This is a genomic window from Streptomyces sp. NPDC079141 (assembly GCF_040686775.1).
Classification (GTDB): Bacteria; Actinomycetota; Actinomycetes; order Streptomycetales; family Streptomycetaceae; genus Streptomyces.
The window spans coordinates 449,987-466,588 of sequence record NZ_JBFBLP010000002.1; the positions used below are offsets into that span (position 1 = coordinate 449,987).

At 72.3% G+C, this 16,602-nt stretch carries 14 protein-coding genes; 8 read left to right on the plus strand and 6 right to left on the minus strand.

Annotated elements, in window-relative coordinates; all coding sequences use genetic code 11:
* Positions 1-46: 46 nt before the first annotated feature.
* Together lpdA and AB0Q90_RS07130 are read right to left on the minus strand one after the other, a co-directional pair.
* On the minus strand, positions 47-1,435 hold the full coding sequence (gene lpdA, locus AB0Q90_RS07125) for a dihydrolipoyl dehydrogenase (protein ID WP_363157998.1): 1,389 nt from the start codon (positions 1,433-1,435) through the stop codon (positions 47-49).
* 309 nt (positions 1,436-1,744) lie between these two features.
* Positions 1,745-3,271, minus strand: a complete 1,527-nt coding sequence (locus AB0Q90_RS07130) for a leucyl aminopeptidase (RefSeq protein ID WP_363157999.1) — start codon at positions 3,269-3,271, stop codon at positions 1,745-1,747.
* Positions 3,272-3,613: 342 nt separating this feature from the next.
* On the opposite strand from AB0Q90_RS07130, the gene AB0Q90_RS07135 reads away from it, so the two are divergent.
* The 5 genes from AB0Q90_RS07135 to AB0Q90_RS07155 all read left to right on the plus strand — a co-directional run bounded on the left by AB0Q90_RS07135 (position 3,614) and on the right by AB0Q90_RS07155 (position 10,377).
* On the plus strand, positions 3,614-5,647 hold the full coding sequence (locus AB0Q90_RS07135) for a hypothetical protein (RefSeq protein WP_363158000.1): 2,034 nt from the start codon (positions 3,614-3,616) through the stop codon (positions 5,645-5,647).
* Positions 5,648-5,733: 86 nt separating this feature from the next.
* A complete protein-coding gene (pelF, locus tag AB0Q90_RS07140; protein WP_363158001.1) occupies positions 5,734-7,254 on the plus strand; it encodes a GT4 family glycosyltransferase PelF in 1,521 nt (506 codons plus the stop codon).
* A gap of 14 nt (positions 7,255-7,268) precedes the next feature.
* Complete coding sequence (locus tag AB0Q90_RS07145; protein WP_363158314.1) at positions 7,269-8,951, plus strand: hypothetical protein; 1,683 nt, start codon at positions 7,269-7,271, stop codon at positions 8,949-8,951.
* Positions 8,948-9,598 carry a spherulation-specific family 4 protein gene (locus tag AB0Q90_RS07150; RefSeq protein ID WP_363158002.1) on the plus strand — a complete coding sequence of 217 codons (651 nt, stop codon included), beginning with the start codon at positions 8,948-8,950 and terminating at the stop codon, positions 9,596-9,598. Before AB0Q90_RS07145 ends, AB0Q90_RS07150 begins: the two co-directional genes overlap by 4 nt.
* Positions 9,595-10,377, plus strand: coding sequence for an endo alpha-1,4 polygalactosaminidase (locus AB0Q90_RS07155; RefSeq protein WP_363158003.1), 783 nt, complete (start codon positions 9,595-9,597; stop codon positions 10,375-10,377). Before AB0Q90_RS07150 ends, AB0Q90_RS07155 begins: the two co-directional genes overlap by 4 nt.
* Here the strand turns inward: AB0Q90_RS07155 and AB0Q90_RS07160 are convergent.
* Positions 10,374-11,153, minus strand: a complete 780-nt coding sequence (locus tag AB0Q90_RS07160) for an adenosylcobinamide-GDP ribazoletransferase (protein ID WP_363158315.1) — start codon at positions 11,151-11,153, stop codon at positions 10,374-10,376. The two genes, AB0Q90_RS07155 and AB0Q90_RS07160, sit on opposite strands and share 4 nt — an antisense overlap.
* A 74-nt stretch (positions 11,154-11,227) precedes the next feature.
* On the opposite strand from AB0Q90_RS07160, the gene AB0Q90_RS07165 reads away from it, so the two are divergent.
* Entirely contained in the window at positions 11,228-11,992 is a 765-nt protein-coding gene (locus AB0Q90_RS07165; protein WP_363158004.1) for a hypothetical protein, read from the plus strand.
* A 32-nt stretch (positions 11,993-12,024) separates the two neighbouring features.
* Here AB0Q90_RS07165 and cobT read toward each other — a convergent pair whose 3' ends face one another.
* Positions 12,025-13,140 carry a nicotinate-nucleotide--dimethylbenzimidazole phosphoribosyltransferase gene (cobT, locus tag AB0Q90_RS07170; protein ID WP_363158005.1) on the minus strand — a complete coding sequence of 372 codons (1,116 nt, stop codon included), beginning with the start codon at positions 13,138-13,140 and terminating at the stop codon, positions 12,025-12,027.
* Positions 13,141-13,273: 133 nt separating this feature from the next.
* Here cobT and AB0Q90_RS07175 point away from each other — a divergent pair, with 133 nt between their 5' ends.
* On the plus strand, positions 13,274-13,903 hold the full coding sequence (locus AB0Q90_RS07175; RefSeq protein ID WP_363158006.1) for a class I SAM-dependent methyltransferase: 630 nt from the start codon (positions 13,274-13,276) through the stop codon (positions 13,901-13,903).
* 6 nt (positions 13,904-13,909) lie between these two features.
* On the opposite strand, the gene AB0Q90_RS07180 is transcribed toward AB0Q90_RS07175, so the two are convergent.
* Positions 13,910-15,112 carry a bifunctional adenosylcobinamide kinase/adenosylcobinamide-phosphate guanylyltransferase gene (locus AB0Q90_RS07180; protein WP_363158007.1) on the minus strand — a complete coding sequence of 401 codons (1,203 nt, stop codon included), beginning with the start codon at positions 15,110-15,112 and terminating at the stop codon, positions 13,910-13,912.
* A 128-nt stretch (positions 15,113-15,240) separates the two neighbouring features.
* Between AB0Q90_RS07180 and AB0Q90_RS07185 the strand changes: the two genes are divergently transcribed.
* Entirely contained in the window at positions 15,241-15,453 is a 213-nt protein-coding gene (locus tag AB0Q90_RS07185; RefSeq protein WP_363158008.1) for a hypothetical protein, read from the plus strand.
* 30 nt (positions 15,454-15,483) lie between these two features.
* Here the strand turns inward: AB0Q90_RS07185 and AB0Q90_RS07190 are convergent, their stop codons facing one another.
* Positions 15,484-16,557, minus strand: a complete 1,074-nt coding sequence (locus tag AB0Q90_RS07190; RefSeq protein ID WP_363158009.1) for a trypsin-like peptidase domain-containing protein — start codon at positions 16,555-16,557, stop codon at positions 15,484-15,486.
* Positions 16,558-16,602: the final 45 nt, after the last annotated feature.

The following is a 16,602-nucleotide window of genomic DNA, read 5'->3' on the forward strand; positions in this document are numbered from 1 at the left end:
CTAACGGATTGCGGAAGTCTGTGTCGTCGCGTTCGTCGACCGAGGGTCAGTCGTGCGCGTGAAGGGGCTTGCCGGCCAGGGCAAGGTGGGCCTCGCCGAGCGCCTCGTTCTGCGTCGGGTGGGCGTGGATGAGCTGGGCGACCTCGGCCGGCAGCGCTTCCCAGTTGTAGATCAGCTGGGCCTCGCCGACCTGCTCGCCCATGCGGTCGCCGACCATGTGGACGCCGACCACGGCACCGTCCTTCACCTGGACGAGCTTGATCTCGCCCGCGGTGTTGAGGATCTTGCTCTTGCCGTTGCCCGCCAGGTTGTACTTCAGAGCGACGACCTTGTCCGCACCGTAGATCTCCTTGGCCTTGGCCTCGGTGATACCGACGGAGGCGACCTCCGGGTGGCAGTAGGTCACGCGGGGGACACCGTCGTAGTCGATCGGGACGGTCTTCAGACCGGCCAGACGCTCCGCCACCAGGATGCCCTCGGCGAAGCCGACGTGCGCGAGCTGGAGGGTCGGGACGAGGTCACCGACGGCGGAGATGGTGGGCACGTTGGTGCGCATGTACTCGTCGACCAGGACGTAGCCGCGGTCCATCGCGACGCCCTGCTCCTCGTAGCCGAGACCGGCGGAGACCGGGCCGCGGCCGACGGCGACCAGCAGGACCTCGGCCTCGAACTCCTTGCCGTCGGCCAGGGTGACCTTGACGCCGTCGGCGGTGTACTCGGCCTTCTGGAAGAAGGTGCCCAGGTTGAACTTGATGCCGCGCTTGCGGAACGCGCGCTCAAGAAGCTTGGAGGAGTTCTCGTCCTCGACCGGGACGAGGTGCTTCAGGCCCTCGATGACGGTGACCTCGGAGCCGAAGGACTTCCACGCCGAGGCGAACTCGACGCCGATGACGCCGCCGCCCAGGATGATCGCGGACTTCGGCACGCGGTCCAGGACGAGGGCGTGGTCCGAGGAGATGATGCGGTTGCCGTCGATCTCCAGGCCCGGCAGCGACTTCGGCACGGAGCCGGTCGCGAGGAGCACGTGGCGGCCCTGGACGCGCTTGCCGTTCACGTCGACGGAGGTCGGGGAGGACAGACGGCCCTCACCCTCGATGTAGGTCACCTTGCGGGAGGCGACAAGACCCTGGAGGCCCTTGTACAGGCCGGCGATCACGCCGTCCTTGTACTTGTGGACCCCGGCGATGTCGATGCCCTCGAAGGTGGCCTTCACGCCGAACTGCTCGCTCTCGCGGGCCTGGTCGGCGACCTCGCCCGCGTGCAGCAGGGCCTTCGTGGGGATGCAACCCCGGTGCAGGCAGGTGCCGCCGACCTTGTCCTTCTCGATCAGGGCGACGTCCAGGCCCAGCTGCGCCCCGCGCAGGGCCGCGGCGTAACCGCCACTACCACCGCCGAGGATCACTAGGTCGAAAACGGTGCTGGCGTCGTTCGCCACGTCACGTCCTCCATGCATGTGCGCCGTACGCCGGTCTCCAGTGACCGGGCGGCGGCTGGTGTCCGGCCGCTCTTTCTTCGGCCCTGTGGTGGGGGCCCTGTCCTGCCGAGCCCCATCTTCGCACTTGTCGGGGCGGTACGAGACGCGGGGCCGACGTGTGAGACACCACACGCTCACAAGTAACAGTGGATGGACATACGCCAGGGGCGCGGGGCTGCATCCATCAGCGGCTCCGCCGCGGGGCGCGACCGGCCACAACCGGCCCGCAGCCGCCCGCGCCCCCTCAGGCACCGAGCTATTGGGCGAACGTCACCCCAAGTCCCCCGCAGCGGTCAGCTCAGCGACCCGCACCAGCGTCCGCACCGCGGACCCCGTGCCGCCCTTGGGCGTGTAGCCGAACGGCCCGCCCTCGTTGAAGGCCGGACCCGCGATGTCCAGGTGCGCCCAGGTGATGCCCTCGCCCACGAACTCCCGCAGGAACAGACCGGCGACCAGCCCGCCGCCCATCCGCTCGCCCATGTTCGCGAGGTCGGCGACCTGCGTTTCCATGCCCTTGCGCAGGTGCTCCGGCAGCGGCATCGGCCACGCCGGCTCGCCCACCTCCTCGGCGGCCTCGTACAGCGCGGAGCGGAACGCGTCGTCGTTCGCCATGATCCCGAACGTCCGGTTGCCCAGCGCCAGCATCATCGCGCCGGTCAGCGTCGCGACGTCCACGATGGCGTCCGGCTTCTCCGCGGACGCGGCCCACAGGGCGTCCGCCAGGACCAGCCGGCCCTCGGCGTCGGTGTTGAGCACCTCCACCGTCTTGCCGCTGTACATGCGCAGCACGTCACCCGGGCGGGTGGCGGAGCCCGACGGCATGTTCTCGGCGAGCGCCAGCCAGCCGGTGACGTTGACCTCAAGGCCGAGGCGCGCGGCGGCGACCACGGCCGCGAAGACCGCCGCCGCACCGCTCATGTCGCACTTCATGGTCTCGTTGTGGCCGGCCGGCTTGAGCGAGATGCCGCCCGAGTCGTAGGTGATGCCCTTGCCGACGAAGGCGAGGTGCTTCTTGGCCTTGGCGGAGGTGTACGACAGCTTCACCAGGCGCGGGCCCGCCGCGGAACCGGAGCCGACGCCGAGGATGCCGCCGTAGCCGCCCTTCTCCAGCGCCTTGACGTCGAGCACCTGCACCTTGATGCCGTGCTCCTTGGCCGCGGTCTGGGCGACCGCGGCGAACGACTCGGGGTTGAGGTCGTTCGGCGGGGTGTTGATCAGGTCGCGGGCGCGGTTGAGCTCCTCGGAGACGGCGGTGGCGCGCTCCAGCGCCGCCTTGTACGCCTTGTCGCGGGGCTTGCCGCCGAGCAGGGCGACCTCGGCGAGCGGCGCCTTGCTGTTCTTGGCCTTCGGGTCCTTGCCGTTCTCCTTGTAGGCGTCGAACGTGTAGGCGCCGAGCAGCGCGCCCTCCGCGACGGCACCGGCGTCGGCGGCGTCGGCGAGCGGCAGGGCGAAGGCGGCCTTCTTGGTGCCGGCCAGGGCGCGGGCGGCCGCACCGGCGGCCCGGCGCAGCGCCTCGGCGTCGTACTGGGCGTCCTTCTCGGGCTCGGCGCCGAGGCCCACGGCCACCACGAGCGGTGCCTTGAAGCCGGACGGCGCGGGGAGCTTGGTCACCTCGCCCTCGCCGCCGGAGGCGCCGAGGGTCTCCAGGACGGCGGCGAGCCTGCCGTCGTACCCCTTGTCCACGGCTTCCGCGCCGGGGGCTACGACCGGGCCCTTGGCGCCCTTGGCGACACCGATCACGATCGCGTCGGCCCGCAGGCCGTGCGCCGCGGCGGTGCTGAGAGTGAGAGCAGTCACGGTGGTGAAATCTCGCTTCCGATGTGAAGTTGCTGTGGCCGAAAGGTGTGGGTCGACCGGGCCCGTCGACCGACCCTAGATCCGAGCTCAGGGTGCGGCCTCAGCGGGGCCTTCCCCGGTGCGGCTGACACTCGGGATGAGCCTACGCGCGTGTGTGTCGTTCGCTCATTCCTACGGCCGTTCACCTGTCGGTGGCGTCATCGCCACTTCCCAACCCTCACTGCGGGTGACCTGAGCCACACTCATCGCGTTCCGGTGAGCCGGTAGCTCACCGCTTCGCATGATTTCCATTGATCCTCCCCGGATTTACCACAGGGGGATCTTCTGGGGGAGGGACGACACATGGCGCAGAGTGCGCGCAGATGGAGAAACACGGCCGCCGCCCTGACCACGGCGGGCGTGCTGACGCTGGGCCCGGGGGTGCCCGGCGCGACGGCCGCGGAGGATCCGCGCATCGATCTCAGGGTGCTGGTGGTGGACGACGGCGGCAGCGCCGTACGTGCCATCGCCGCCCAGCTGAAGAGCACCGGCATCCCGTACACGACCGTCGACCTGAACGACTCCGGCCGTCCGGTCCTCACCGAGGCGTTCCTGAGTGACACGGTGAGCGGCCGGCCGCGGGCGAAGTTCCAGGGCGTCGTCCTGCCGAACGAGGCCCCCTTCGGCGCCGGCTCCGCCGAACAGACCGCGCTGGAGACCTACGAGCGGACGTACGGCATCCCGCAGGTTGACGCCTACACCTGGGCGCACCCCGGGGTCGGCCTCGACTACACCAGCGAGGGCGGCTGGTCCGGCAGCCTCGACGGGCGCCGGGCGTCCGTCACCGACGCCGGGAAGACGAAGTGGTTCGGCTACCTCGACGGCGCCTTCGCCTTCGAGGACAACGCCCCCACGATCCAGGAGAGCTACGGCTACGTCGCCCGTCCCCGGGCCGGCTTCACCAGCTATGTGGACATCCCCGTGCCCGAGGGCTCCGGCAGCGGCAGCCTGGTCGGCGAGTACGCGCACGACGGGCGGCGCGAGCTGGTGGTCACCTTCGCCTACAACCAGCACCAGCAGCAGTTCCGGCTGCTCGCCCGCGGCATCGTCGAATGGCTGACCCAGGGCGTCCATCTGGGCCGCGACCGCAACCACTTCGCCGTGCACATCGACGACGTCTTCGCCCCCGACGCCCGCTGGGACAGCGAACGCAACTGCACCCCCGGCGACATCGACTGCGTCGGAGGCGGCGAGGAGATCAACCCGATCCGGATGACGGCCGAGGACGCCGTCCACGCCGCCCAGTGGCAGCGCGAGCACGGCTTCACCCTCGACATGGTCTACAACGCCGGTTCCGGCGAGGAGTGGAAGAGCGAGCACGGCGGCACCGACGCGCTCACCGACCGGCTGCTCGCGGACCGGGCGCAGTACCGCTGGATCAACCACACCTACACGCACCCCTTCCTCGGCTGCGTCCAGGACACCTCGACCGTGCCGTGGAGCTGCGCGAAGAACGCCGACGGCTCGACGAAGTACATGAGCCGCGCCGAGATCGCCGCGCAGATCCGCGACAACCACAACTGGGGCGTCGCCAAGGGCCTCCCGCTCGACCGCACCGAACTCGTCACCGGCGAGCACTCGGGCCTGAGGACGCTGCCGCAGCAGCCGGACGACAACCCGAACCTGGCCGGCGCCCTCGCCGACAGCGGCGTCAAGTGGGTCGCCTCCGACAACTCCCGCGAGCCCGAGCAGCGCGCGGTGGGCGCCGCCCTGACCGTGCCCCGGCACCCGATGAACGTGTACTACAACACCGGCACCGAGGCCGAGATGGCCGACGAGTACAACTGGATCTACACCTCGGCCGAGGACGGCGGCAGCGGCGTCTGCACCACCAACCCGGCCTCCACCTGCCTCGACGCCCCGCTGGACGCGGCCACCGGCTACGACGAGTACATCGTCCCGCAGGAGGCCCGCATCGCCCTGGGGCACGTAGTCAGCAACGACCCGCGCCCGCACTACGCCCACCAGTCCAACCTGGCCGAGGACCGGATCCTCTACCCGGTGATGGAGAAGGTCCTGGCCGACTACCGGGCCCTGTTCGCCGACAACACCCCGGTGGAGAACCTCGCGCAGAAGCCCATCGGCATCGAGCTCCAGCGCCGCGCCGCCTGGCAGACGGCCGTGGCGAACAACCGGGTCACGGCGTACCGCATCGGCACGACCGTCACCGTCACGGCACCGTCCGGGACCCAGATCCCGGTGACCGCGCCGGAGGGCACGAAGAAGCAACTGCTGCTCGGCACCACCGCGTTCGGCACCCCGTACGCGGGAGCGCGCTCGGCCTGGACCACGCCGGCCGCGCTCCAGTCCGCGCTCACGCTGAAGCTGCCGTCGTAGCACCCGGCACCGCACGCGCACCCCGGACCGACCGGCCGGGGTGCGCTTCGGGCCGTCGTACCTGTTCCGCAGGGGGGAACTCACGCATGAGGCGAACGGGCCGTCATGTCACCATGCTCACCGAAGGCACCTATCCGCATGTCCACGGCGGGGTCAGCACCTGGTGCGACCAGCTCGTCAAGGGCATGCCGGAGGTCGACTTCCACATCGTCTCGCTCACCGGGACCGGCCGCGAACCGGTGACCTGGGAGCTGCCGTCCAATGTCCGCCGGCACAGCTCGGTACCCACCTGGGGCCCCAGACCTCGCGGACGCGCCCCGTACGGCCGGGCCCGCCGCCGCTTCCTCCACTCCTACGAGCGGTTCCTGCTCTCCTTCCTCGACCCCGAGGCCCGCTGCGACTTCGGCGAGGCCCTCTACGAGCTGGCCGAACTCGCCCGCGACGGACGTCTGTCGGCGGCGCTGCGGACCGAGTCCGCGCTGCGCTCGCTGATGTGGATCTGGACGATGCCGCATCTGCCGACGGCCGCCGCCCGCCCCAGCGTCCATGACGCGCTCACCGCCACCGACCTGCTGGAGCACGCCCTGCGCCCGCTGGCCGTGCGGATCCCCGAGGACTCGGTCGCGCACGCGGTGAGCAGCGGTCTGGCCACGCTGCCCGCGCTCGCCGCGCGCAAGCTGGACGGCGTACCGTTCCTGCTCACCGAGCACGGCATCTATCTGCGCGAGCGCTATCTCGGCTACCGCAGCGCCGAACAGCGCTGGCCCGTGAAGGCGTTCATGCTCGGCTTCTACCGTGAACTCAATTCACTCGGCTATCGCGCCGCCGACCTGATCACACCGTGCAACCAGTACAACCGCCGCTGGGAGGAGCGCGGCGGCGCCGACGCCGACCGGATCCGCACGGTCTACAACGGCGTCGACCCGCACGCCTTCCCGCACGCGGGCCCCGAGCCGGAGGTCCCCACCCTCACCTGGTGCGGCCGGGTGGACCCCATCAAGGACCTGGAGACTCTCCTCCGCTCCTACGCCATGGTCCGCGCCGAACTCCCGGAGACCAGGCTGCGGTTGTTCGGCCCGGTCCCGCCCGGCGGCGAGGCCTACCGGACACGGCTGGAGAAGCTCGCCGCCGAGCTGGGCGTGACGGACGGCCTGACCTTCGAGGGCCGCATCAGCGAGGTCTGGCGCGCCTACGCCGCCGGACACGTCGTCATGCTGTCCTCGATCTCCGAGGGCTTCCCGTTCTCCATCATCGAGGCCATGTCCTGCGGCCGTACGACGGTCTCGACGGACGTCGGGGGAGTGCGGGAGGCCGTCGGCGACACAGGCCTGGTCGTCCCGCCGCGGGAACCGGAGAAGATGGCCGCGGCCGCGCTGACATTGCTGCGTGACGACGAACGTCGCCTGAAACTGGGCGAGTTGTCCCGCCAGCGGGTGATCGACCGGTTCACCCTGCGCCGCTCCGTGGACGCCTTCCGGACCATCTACCAGGAACTCGCGGGCCTGCCCGAGGTGTACGAGCCCACCGTCGAGACCGTCGCCGACTGGACCCTGGAACTGCGCGACCCCTGGTACGAGAAGGTCGCCACGGACGGGACCGACTGGTGAGCGGCGGACTCTGGATGCCCCCGGGCACCCGCGCCGACGCCCTGCCCTCGATCCCCAGACAGCGCACGCCGGGCTGGGCCCAGCCGGACCCCGTCGACGAACTCGCCGAACGCCTGGAGGAGTTCGTCGCCGCCGCCGTTCACCCCGACGAGATCGCCGCACTGCTGGAGTCCGACGGACTCTCCGACGACCAGATCCGCGAACGCTACGGCGTCAGGAACTCCTTCGCGCTGGCCGAGGAGCTCTACGAACGCGTCCCCCGCCGCTACCCCGAGCCGGAAGCCCCACCTCACGACCCCTGGCAGTCTGCGGGCCTCCTGGCCTGCCTGCTGCGCGGCGTGGTCTTCGCCCTCCCTGGCTTCGGCTACGTCCTCGGCGCCCCCCTCCTCGCCGGCCCCAAGGGCGACTTCGGCCTCCCCGCGGGCACGGTCCCACTGCTGGCCGGCGCCCTGTGCGGCTGGACCTGGAACCAGGGCCTGGCCCACCGGGCCTACACCTGGCTCGGCCTGGGCGACCGAGCGGCAGCCCGCCGCTCCCTGCTGATCGGCGGCCAGGCGGGCGCGCTCCTCGGAGCCCTGGTCGCGTTGTCCGTCGCGGGCACGGCAGCCCCGACGGCGGTGCTCTTCGCCGCGGGCCAGTCCTGCTACCTGGCCGCGGCCACGGCCCTCCTGGTGCTGGGCCGCGAACGAGCCCTACTGGCGGCACTGACACCGATGACAGCGGGCGCCCTCCTGGCCCTGGTACATCCCCTCCCCAACACGGCAAGACTTGCGCTGCTGCTGGGCTCCCTGGTCGCGGTGGGAATCCTGGCGCTGCTGGAAGTAGCCCCGCGGGTAAGGGAGTTGGGCGCGGGAAACTGGACGCCCGCCCTGACCGCACTGCTCCCCTTCGGGGCGCTCCGCGGGGCACAGACGAGCCGTCGACCCGCGGGCGGTCAAGCCGACGGGGTCGTGAGCCGTCAACCCGCGAGCGGCAATGCTGGCGGGGGCATGAGCCGTCGATCCGCGGGCAGTCGTGCCGCTGGGGCGGCACGGGTGGGCGCGGACGGCACCCCGCAAGCGCCGGGCAGCGCGACCCACCCCACGCCCGCCCCCACCCCCCGCACCCCCGGACCCACGCTCACCGCATCCCTCCCGTACGCCCTCTTCGGCCTCGGCAGCGGCGTCCTCGTCGTATACGCGGCCCTCGGGGACGTCCTCGCGGGCGACGACACCACCGCCGTAGCCGCCCCCGCGGCCGTCGCGCTCACCCTCAGCATGGGCCCCGCCGAATGGCTGCTGCACCGCTTCCGCAGCGGCAGCCTCGCCGGCCTGCGCTCCACCAGCACACCGAGCGCCTTCCGACGCACAACCGCCCGCACACTCATCGCGTGCCTCGCCGCCTACCTCACCGCCCTGCTCGCCCTCGGCCTCGCCACCACCGCCCTGTGGCCGCACGCACCCGGCACGGATGCCACCCGCCTCACGGCCCTCCTCCTGCTCGGCGTAGTGATGTGGACAGGCCTGCTGCTCCAGTCGTTCGGCGCGATCACCGGCGCCGCCACCGTCTGCGTCCTCGCCGCCCTCGCCCAGACCCTCGCCCTCGCCACCCACACCGGCGCCCCGCACACCGTCGGCCCGGCCGTGTACGGCGCGGCGGCCGTGGCCCAGTCCGCGCTCGTGTGCTCCCTGCTCGGAAGGGCGACCGCCCACCGATGAAGACCCTGCTCGTCCCGTACTACGAACACCCCTCGATCCGCCCCGCCGAATGGGACGCGATCCTCGCCGCCGCCCCCCGCCTCCACAGCGTCGTCCTCAACCCGGCCAGCGGCCCCGGCGACCGCCCCGACGCCGCCTTCGCCGAGGTCGCCGCCCGGCTGCGCGCGGCGGACGTCCGCGTCCTCGGCTACGCCGACACCGGCTACGGCCGCAGACCGCACGCCGATGTCGTACGCGACCTCTCCCGGCACCGCGACTGGTACGGCACCGACGGCGCCTTCCTGGACCAGGTCGCCTCCGGCCGCGAGGAGTTCGCCCACTACCAACGGCTGGCCGCGGCGGCCTGGGGCCTCGGCTGCCGCACGCTCACCCTCAACCACGGCACCTCACCCCACCCCTCCTACGCCCGCATCGCCGACGTCCTCGTCACCTTCGAGGGACCCTGGACCGCGTACCGCGACCTCCCCCCGCAGCCCCGGCCCGGCGGCCCCGGGATGCGCCTGTGCCATCTGGTGTACGGCGTCCCGGCCGGCGTGGACGCCGAGCGGCTGGCCCGCGCACGGGGGGCCGCGGTGCACTGCGCGGTGCCCGGCGTGGGAGATCATCCGTGGGGTACGCTGCCGCACTCCTTGGAGCCCACCCGGTGAGACGCCCCGCTGTCCTGACCGCCCTGCTCGTGCTGCTGCTCGCGGGCTGCACGACCGCCTCCGACGGCAAACCGCCCGGCCCGCGCTGGCAGCCGCGGCCCGGCACCGACTGGCAGTGGCAGCTCAGCGGCCGCCTCGACACCTCCGTCGACGTGCCCGTCTACGACATCGACGGCTTCGACCACGATGCCGACACGGTCGCCGCGCTCCACGACGACGGCCGCAAGGTCATCTGCTACCTCTCCACCGGCGCCTGGGAGGAGTTCCGACCCGACGCCGCGGACTTCCCCAGGTCGGTGCTGGGCCGGGGCAACGGCTGGAAGGGCGAACGCTGGCTCGACATCCGCCGCACGGACGTCCTCGAACCCCTCATGGCGGCCCGCCTCGACATGTGCCGCGAGAAGGGCTTCGACGCCGTCGAGCCGGACAACATGGACGGCTACCGCAACCGCACCGGCTTCCCGCTCACCGCCCGCGACCAGCTCCGCTACAACCGCCTCATCGCCAAGCTGGCCCACGACCGCGGCCTCGCCGTCGGCCTGAAGAACGACCTCGACCAGATCCCGGACCTGGTCGACGACTTCGACTTCGCGGTCAACGAGCAGTGCGCCCAGTACCAGGAGTGCTCCGCCCTGAAGCCGTTCGTGGACGCGGACAAGGCCGTCTTCCACGTCGAGTACGAGCTGCCCACCGACCGCTTCTGCGCGGACTCCCGTCGGCTGGGGCTGAGTTCCCTGCTGAAGAAGTACGAACTGGGAGCGTGGCGCCGGGCCTGCTAGAGCCCGAGGCTCAGCACCACCAGGGCGGCGGTGGCCGCCGTCTCCGCGACCCCGCCGAAGACATCACCGGTGACCCCGCCGAAGCGGCGGACACAGCGGCGCAGCAGGAGTTCGGCGACACCGAGGGCGAGGAGAACGGCTACGGCGGTCCGTACGACGTCGTCCGCGCCGAAGAGCGCCCCCGCTGCGGCGGCCCCCACGGTGACGGCCACGGCCGCGCCGGCCGCCCCGCGCACCGGCACCACCCCCGCGACGGCCGCACCGAGCCCCTCGGGCCGCGCCGCCGGCACCCCGGCACGCGCGGCCAGGGTGAGCGCGAGCCGCGCGGCCACCGCGGCCACGACGGCACCGAGCGCACCCCGGGCCCAGGAGTCGTCGTAGAGCCGCGCGACCGCGGCGACCTGCCCGAGCAGCACGAACAGCAGCGTGATCACACCGAACGGCCCGATGTCCGACTGCTTCATGATCCGCAACGCGTCCTCGGCGGGCTTGCCGCTCCCGAGCCCGTCGGCCGTGTCCGCCAGCCCGTCCAGATGCAGCCCACGAGTGAGCACGGCGGGTACGGCGACGGTGGCGACGGCGGAGAGCAGCGACGAGGCACCGAGGAAGAGCAGGAAGAGGCCGACGGCGGCGGAGAGGGCACCGAGCGCCACACCGACCAGGGGGGCGCAGAGCATTCCGCCCCGGGCGGCCTCCCGGTCCCAGCGCCGCACCTCGACGGGTATGACACTGAGGGTGCCGAAGGCGAAACGGAGACCGTCGAGCGGCGGGGTCATGGACACGTCGGCAGACTAGCCCGGACGCCGCACCCACGAGGCGGCCCACCCCTCGCCTCGGGAAGCTGGGGCACATGGGCCAATGGCTGCACCGCAACATCGTCGAACCGGGCAAGCTCCCCCTGCTCCTGGCCCTGACCGCGTTCGTGCTCACCTTCCTGATCACCCGGATCGTCACCCGCCTGATCCGCGCGGGCAAAGGCCCCTTCGGCAACATCAGCGCCGGCGGTGTGCACATCCACCACGTCGTCCCCGGCGTCGTCCTCACCGTGGTCGGCGGCTTCGGCGCGGTCGCCGGCGGTCACCACGGCTTCGGCTCGGCCCTGACCGCCGTGGTCTTCGGCATCGGCGCGGGCCTCGTCCTGGACGAGTTCGCGCTGATCCTCCACCTCGACGACGTCTACTGGACCGAGGAGGGCCGGCGCAGCGTCGAGGTCGTCGTCCTCACGGCCGCGCTAGTCGGTCTGGTCCTGTGCGGCTTCGCGCCGTTCGGCGTCAACGACCTCAGCGAGGACGAGCTCCAGGACCGCGGCACGGTCATCACGACCGTCCTGACGAACTTCGTCTTCGCCCTGATCGCCCTCGGCAAGGGCAAGACCCGCACCGCGCTCTTCGGCGTGATCGTCCCCGTCATCGCCCTCGTCGGCGCCGTACGCCTGGCCCGCCCCGCCTCCCCATGGGCCAGACGCTTCTACGGTCGCCGCCCCCGCGCCCGGGCCAGGGCCACCCTGCGCGCCTACCGCCACGACCGCCGCTGGTCCGGCCCCGCCCGCCGGCTCCAGGACTGGATCGGCGGCAAGCCGGACCCCGAGCCGACCCGCTCCCTGGAACGCCGCTGAGCGGAACCGGCGCGAGCTGGAAATCCCGGCTGCTACTCCTCGGCCTGCTCCTCAGCCTTCTCCTCCGCAGGCTCCACGGGCTCCACGGGCTCCACAGGCTTCTCCGGCCTCTCCGGCAGCTCCGCCGCCAGCGCCGCCGCGGCCTGGACCATCGGGAGCGCCAGCAGGGCACCCGCGCCCTCGCCGACCCGCACGCCCTGCGTGAGCAGCGGCTCCAGGGCCATCCGGTCCAGCGCCTTCGCCTGGCCCGGCTCCCCGCTGTCGTGGGCGGCCAGCCACCAGTCCGGCGCCCGGAAGGCGATCCGCTGGCCCACCAGCGCACACGCGGCGACCACGACGCCGTCGAGGATCACCGGCAGCTTGCGCACCGCGCTCTGCAGCAGGAACCCGGTGATCGCGGCGAGGTCGGCCCCGCCCACCGTCGCCAGCAGCTGCAACTGGTCGCCGAGCACCGGCCGGGCCCGCCGCAGCGCATCCCGGATCGCCGCGCACTTGCGCATCCAGGCCAGGTCGTCGATCGCCAGACCGCCCCGCCCGGTCACCACCGACGCGTCGGTCCCGCACAGCGCGGCCACCAGCACACCCGCCACCGTGGTTCCGCCCACGCTCACATCGCCGAGAACGACCAGATCCGTACCGGAGTCGGCCTCCTCGTCGGCCACCGCGACACCGGCCCGGAACGCGGCCTCCGCCTCCTCCAGGGTCAGCGCGTCCTCGATGTCGATCCGCCCGCTGCCGCGCCGCACCCGATGCCGTACGACGTCCTCGGGCAGCGTCGCCGGGTCGCAGTCCAGCGCCATGTCGACCACCCGCACCGGCACGCCCAGCCGCCGCGCGAGCACCGACACCGGCCGGCCGCCCTCCAGGATGTCCTGCACCAGCTCACCGGCGCTGCCCGCGGGCCGCGCCGAGACATCCAGCTCGGCGATGCCGTGGTCACCGGCGAACAGCACCACTCGCGGCCGTTCGACCGGCCGCACCGGCACGGCGCCCTGCGCCGCGGCCAGCCACTCACCCAGGTCGTCCAGGCGGCCCAGCGACCCGGGCGGCACGATCTGACGCTCCCGGCGCGCCTCGGCGTCGCGGCGCACCCCTCCGTCGGGGCGCTCGATCAGATCGGTGAAGTCGTCGAGATTAAGCGAGCTCATTCGCCGAACAGTACCGGCCTCGACCGAACGGAACGCCGCCACATCGACCCGACGTCGTTGCGTCCAAGATCGCGATCCCATACGTTCCGTTTTGCAGCGGATTGTCGTACCCCTCTCGCGCCCGGAGTCGCCCATGTCCGCCCCCGCAGCCGATCCCGCCGAACTCGCCCCGGAAACGGACCGATTCCACCGGCCGCGCCGCGACGACTGCCCGTGGTGCCGCTCGAAACTGCTGCGACAGCGGCACCTGGCGGCCACCGCCCGCGCGATGCTCCCCTTCGGCGAACCGGAGAGCTGGCTGGACATCGGCACCGGCGACGGCGCGTTCCCGGCGGCGGCGAAGCAGGTCTTCCCGTACACGTCCTTCGACGGCGTGGACCCCACGGCCCGCGTGGAACGGGCCCAGGCGGCGGACCGCGTGGAGGAGGCGTACGCGGGCGACCTGACGAACCCCCATCTGATGGCCCATCTGCGCGCCCGCTACGACGTGGTCAGCGTCCTGCACCACCTGCCGCAGACCGTGCACCCCCGCGAACAGATCCAGGCTGCCCTCACGGCACTGCGCCCCGGCGGCCACGTCCTGCTCGAACTCCCCGACCCACAGGGACTGTTCGCCGCACTGCGGCACCCCCGCCCCATCCCCCCGCTTGCCCTGCCCGACCTGCGCGGGGAACTGGAGTCCCGGGGCTGCACGATCATCACCACGAGCCGCAGCCCGTTCCTGACCTGCTACCGCGTCATCGCCCGCACACAGCCCGCCTAGCCCGCCTCACCCGCGCAGCATCACCGCCTGGCCGGCCACCACCAGCAGCACCTGCTCGCACTCACCGGCGAACGCCGCGTTCAACCGCCCCAACTCGTCCCGGTACCGCCGCCCCGACGCCGTGGCCGGGACGATCCCCGACCCCACCTCGTTGGACACGGCCACCACGGTCCGCCGGGCCGACCGCACCGCGTCCGTCAGCTCCCGCACCCGCTCCCGCAGCGCCCGCTCCCCACCGTCCGCCCACACCGCGTCGTCCCACGCCCCGACGGAGTCCATCGCGTCCGTCAGCCACAGCGACAGACAGTCGATCAGCACCGGCGCCCCGTCCTCCGCCAGCAGCGGCACCAGGTCACATGTCTCCGTCGTACGCCAGGACCCCGGCCGCCGCTCCCGGTGCAACGCCACCCGCGCCGCCCACTCGCCGTCCCCGTTGCGCAGCCCGCCCGTCGCGACGTACAGCACGTCCGGAAACGCCTCCAGCCGACGCTCCGCCTCCACCGACTTCCCCGACCGGGCCCCGCCCAGCACCAACGTCCGCCGCGGCACGTCCGGCACCTCCTCGTACACCCCCACCACCAGCGTCGTCCCGTCCGGCACGGCCCGCGCCCCCACCGAGGCCAGCCGCCGCCGCAACTCGGCCCCCGGCGGCACATCGTGGTCCAGATGTACGGCGATGACATCCGTCGTCGGCCGCAGCGCCCCCACCGCCCGCAGCCGCGCCAGCGCGTCCGGCCGCCCCACGACATCCGCGACGACCATGTCGTACGCCTCGATGTCCCCGTTCTCCAGCCCGGCCGGCGCGCTTCCCGGCGGCAGGTACAGCAGCCGCTGCCCGTCCGGCCCGGTCACCGCGTACCCCGTACCGCCCGCGTCCATCGCCAGCGCCCGCACCCGATGCCCCGTCAGCAGCGCCAACTCGCGCCCGTCGGGCACCCGCCCCGGAGCCGGCAGCCCCGCCGGCACCTCGACGGCCGGCCCCTCGTGCGGATGCGACAACAGCACCTGCCGCACCCCGCCCAGCGACCGCCCGGCCCGGGCAGCCGCAAACGCCGCACCGGGCGTCAGATCGATCAGCACCGCCCCGTCCACGAGCAACGCGGTCGCCGCCCGGGCATCCGCCCCCAGAGCGGTCGCACAGGCGGCACAGGGGCAGTTGGGGCGGGGGAGGCCGGTAGGGGCACCGGTGCCGAGCAGAGTCAGTTCCACGGACTGATTTTCACCGGTGACGGCAGAACTCGCGCGGCTGGGGCGCTGTGACAGGGGCCCGATCTTCTTCGGCTGGGCCAACGGAGCGAATACGCTGATCGTGACGACAGTTCACCAAGGAGGCCCGCATGGCAGCATGGACCTGGCGCTTCGAGAAGGCCGACGGGACGGAGACCGCGCCCGCCGTGGAGCCCGAGGAGTTCACCACGCAGGGGGACGCCGAGTCCTGGATCGGCGAGGTGTGGAAGGACCTGCTCGCCGGCGGCGTCGACCAGGTACGGCTGTTCGAGGACACCACGGAGATCTACGGGCCGATGAGCCTGCACGCCGAACAGGCCTGACGGAGCGGGGCGCTCCGGGGCGCCCCCTCCTCACTGCTCGCCCAGCGTCACGTCGACGGTCTTCTCACCGCCGTCGCGCGTGTACGTCACCGCCACCTCGTCCCCCGGCTGCTCCGAAGCAAGCGCCTCGGCCAGCGAGGTGACGGTGGTGATGTCCGTGTCACCCAGCTTCGTGATGATGTCCCCGGGCTCGATGCCCGCCTCGTCGGCCGCGCCGCCGTCCTTGACCTCGACCACGGCGACCCCGGCGGCCCGGTAGTCGTCGTCGACGACCGTCCGCGCGGTGATGCCGAGCGCCGCCCGCCCCGAGTCGGTGACCTTGCCCTCCTCGATGATCTGGTCGGCCACCGTCTTCACCATCGACGCCGGGATCGCGAACCCGATGCCGGGCGCCGCACTGTCCCCGAGGTCGGGGGCGGTGGCCGCGAGCGTCGGGATGCCGATGACCTCGCCGTCCAGGTTCACCAGGGCCCCGCCGCTGTTGCCCGGGTTGATCGCGGCCGACGTCTGCACCATGTTGCCGATCGTGGCGCCCGTCCCGCCGCCGGAGCGGCCCTCGGTGACGGTCCGTCCGGTCGCCGAGACGATGCCCTGGGTGACGCTGGAGGAGAGCCCGAGCGGCGAGCCCATCGCCAGCACGATCTGGCCGACCTCGACCTTCGAGGAGTCCCCGAAGGAGGCGGCCTTCAGCCCGTCCGGCACCTTGTCCAGCTTGATGACGGCGAGATCCTGGTCGGGGTAGGAGTAGACGAGCTTCGCGGACAGCTCGTCCTCGCTGTTCGCGGTCGTCACCCTGAACGTCTTCTCGTCCCCGACGACGTGCGCGTTGGTGACGACATGGCCCTCACCGTCGTAGACGACACCCGATCCCAGATCGCGGCTGGCCTGGATCTGCACGACCGACGGCAGGACGTCCTTGATCACCTTCAGGTAGTCCTCCTGAAGGTCACTGTCGGCGGCGGGGAGGGCGGCCTGGGTCGTCGAGGACTCCGTCTGCGAGCCGGACCCGGAGTCGGAACACCCGGCGAGGAGCACGACGGAACTGGTGAACGCGGCGGCGCAGACGAGCGCACGCCGCCGCGCGCGGGTGTGGGAAGCATCCATGCCCCGAGTCTTGTGTCGAGGCGTATGTCCGGCTTGCGGTGAACG

Excerpts from the sequence above, each read along its gene's own strand:
- pelF (WP_363158001.1), top strand. The coding sequence starts at position 5,734 with ATGAGGCGAACGGGCCGTCATGTCACCATGCTCACCGAAGGCACCTAT.
- AB0Q90_RS07175 (WP_363158006.1), top strand. The coding sequence starts at position 13,274 with ATGTCCGCCCCCGCAGCCGATCCCGCCGAACTCGCCCCGGAAACGGAC.
- cobT (WP_363158005.1), bottom strand. The coding sequence starts at position 13,140 with ATGAGCTCGCTTAATCTCGACGACTTCACCGATCTGATCGAGCGCCCC.
- AB0Q90_RS07185 (WP_363158008.1), top strand. The coding sequence starts at position 15,241 with ATGGCAGCATGGACCTGGCGCTTCGAGAAGGCCGACGGGACGGAGACC.
- AB0Q90_RS07165 (WP_363158004.1), top strand. The coding sequence starts at position 11,228 with ATGGGCCAATGGCTGCACCGCAACATCGTCGAACCGGGCAAGCTCCCC.
- AB0Q90_RS07190 (WP_363158009.1), bottom strand. The coding sequence starts at position 16,557 with ATGGATGCTTCCCACACCCGCGCGCGGCGGCGTGCGCTCGTCTGCGCC.
- AB0Q90_RS07145 (WP_363158314.1), top strand. The coding sequence starts at position 7,269 with ATGCCCCCGGGCACCCGCGCCGACGCCCTGCCCTCGATCCCCAGACAG.
- AB0Q90_RS07135 (WP_363158000.1), top strand. The coding sequence starts at position 3,614 with ATGGCGCAGAGTGCGCGCAGATGGAGAAACACGGCCGCCGCCCTGACC.
- AB0Q90_RS07160 (WP_363158315.1), bottom strand. The coding sequence starts at position 11,153 with ATGACCCCGCCGCTCGACGGTCTCCGTTTCGCCTTCGGCACCCTCAGT.
- AB0Q90_RS07150 (WP_363158002.1), top strand. The coding sequence starts at position 8,948 with ATGAAGACCCTGCTCGTCCCGTACTACGAACACCCCTCGATCCGCCCC.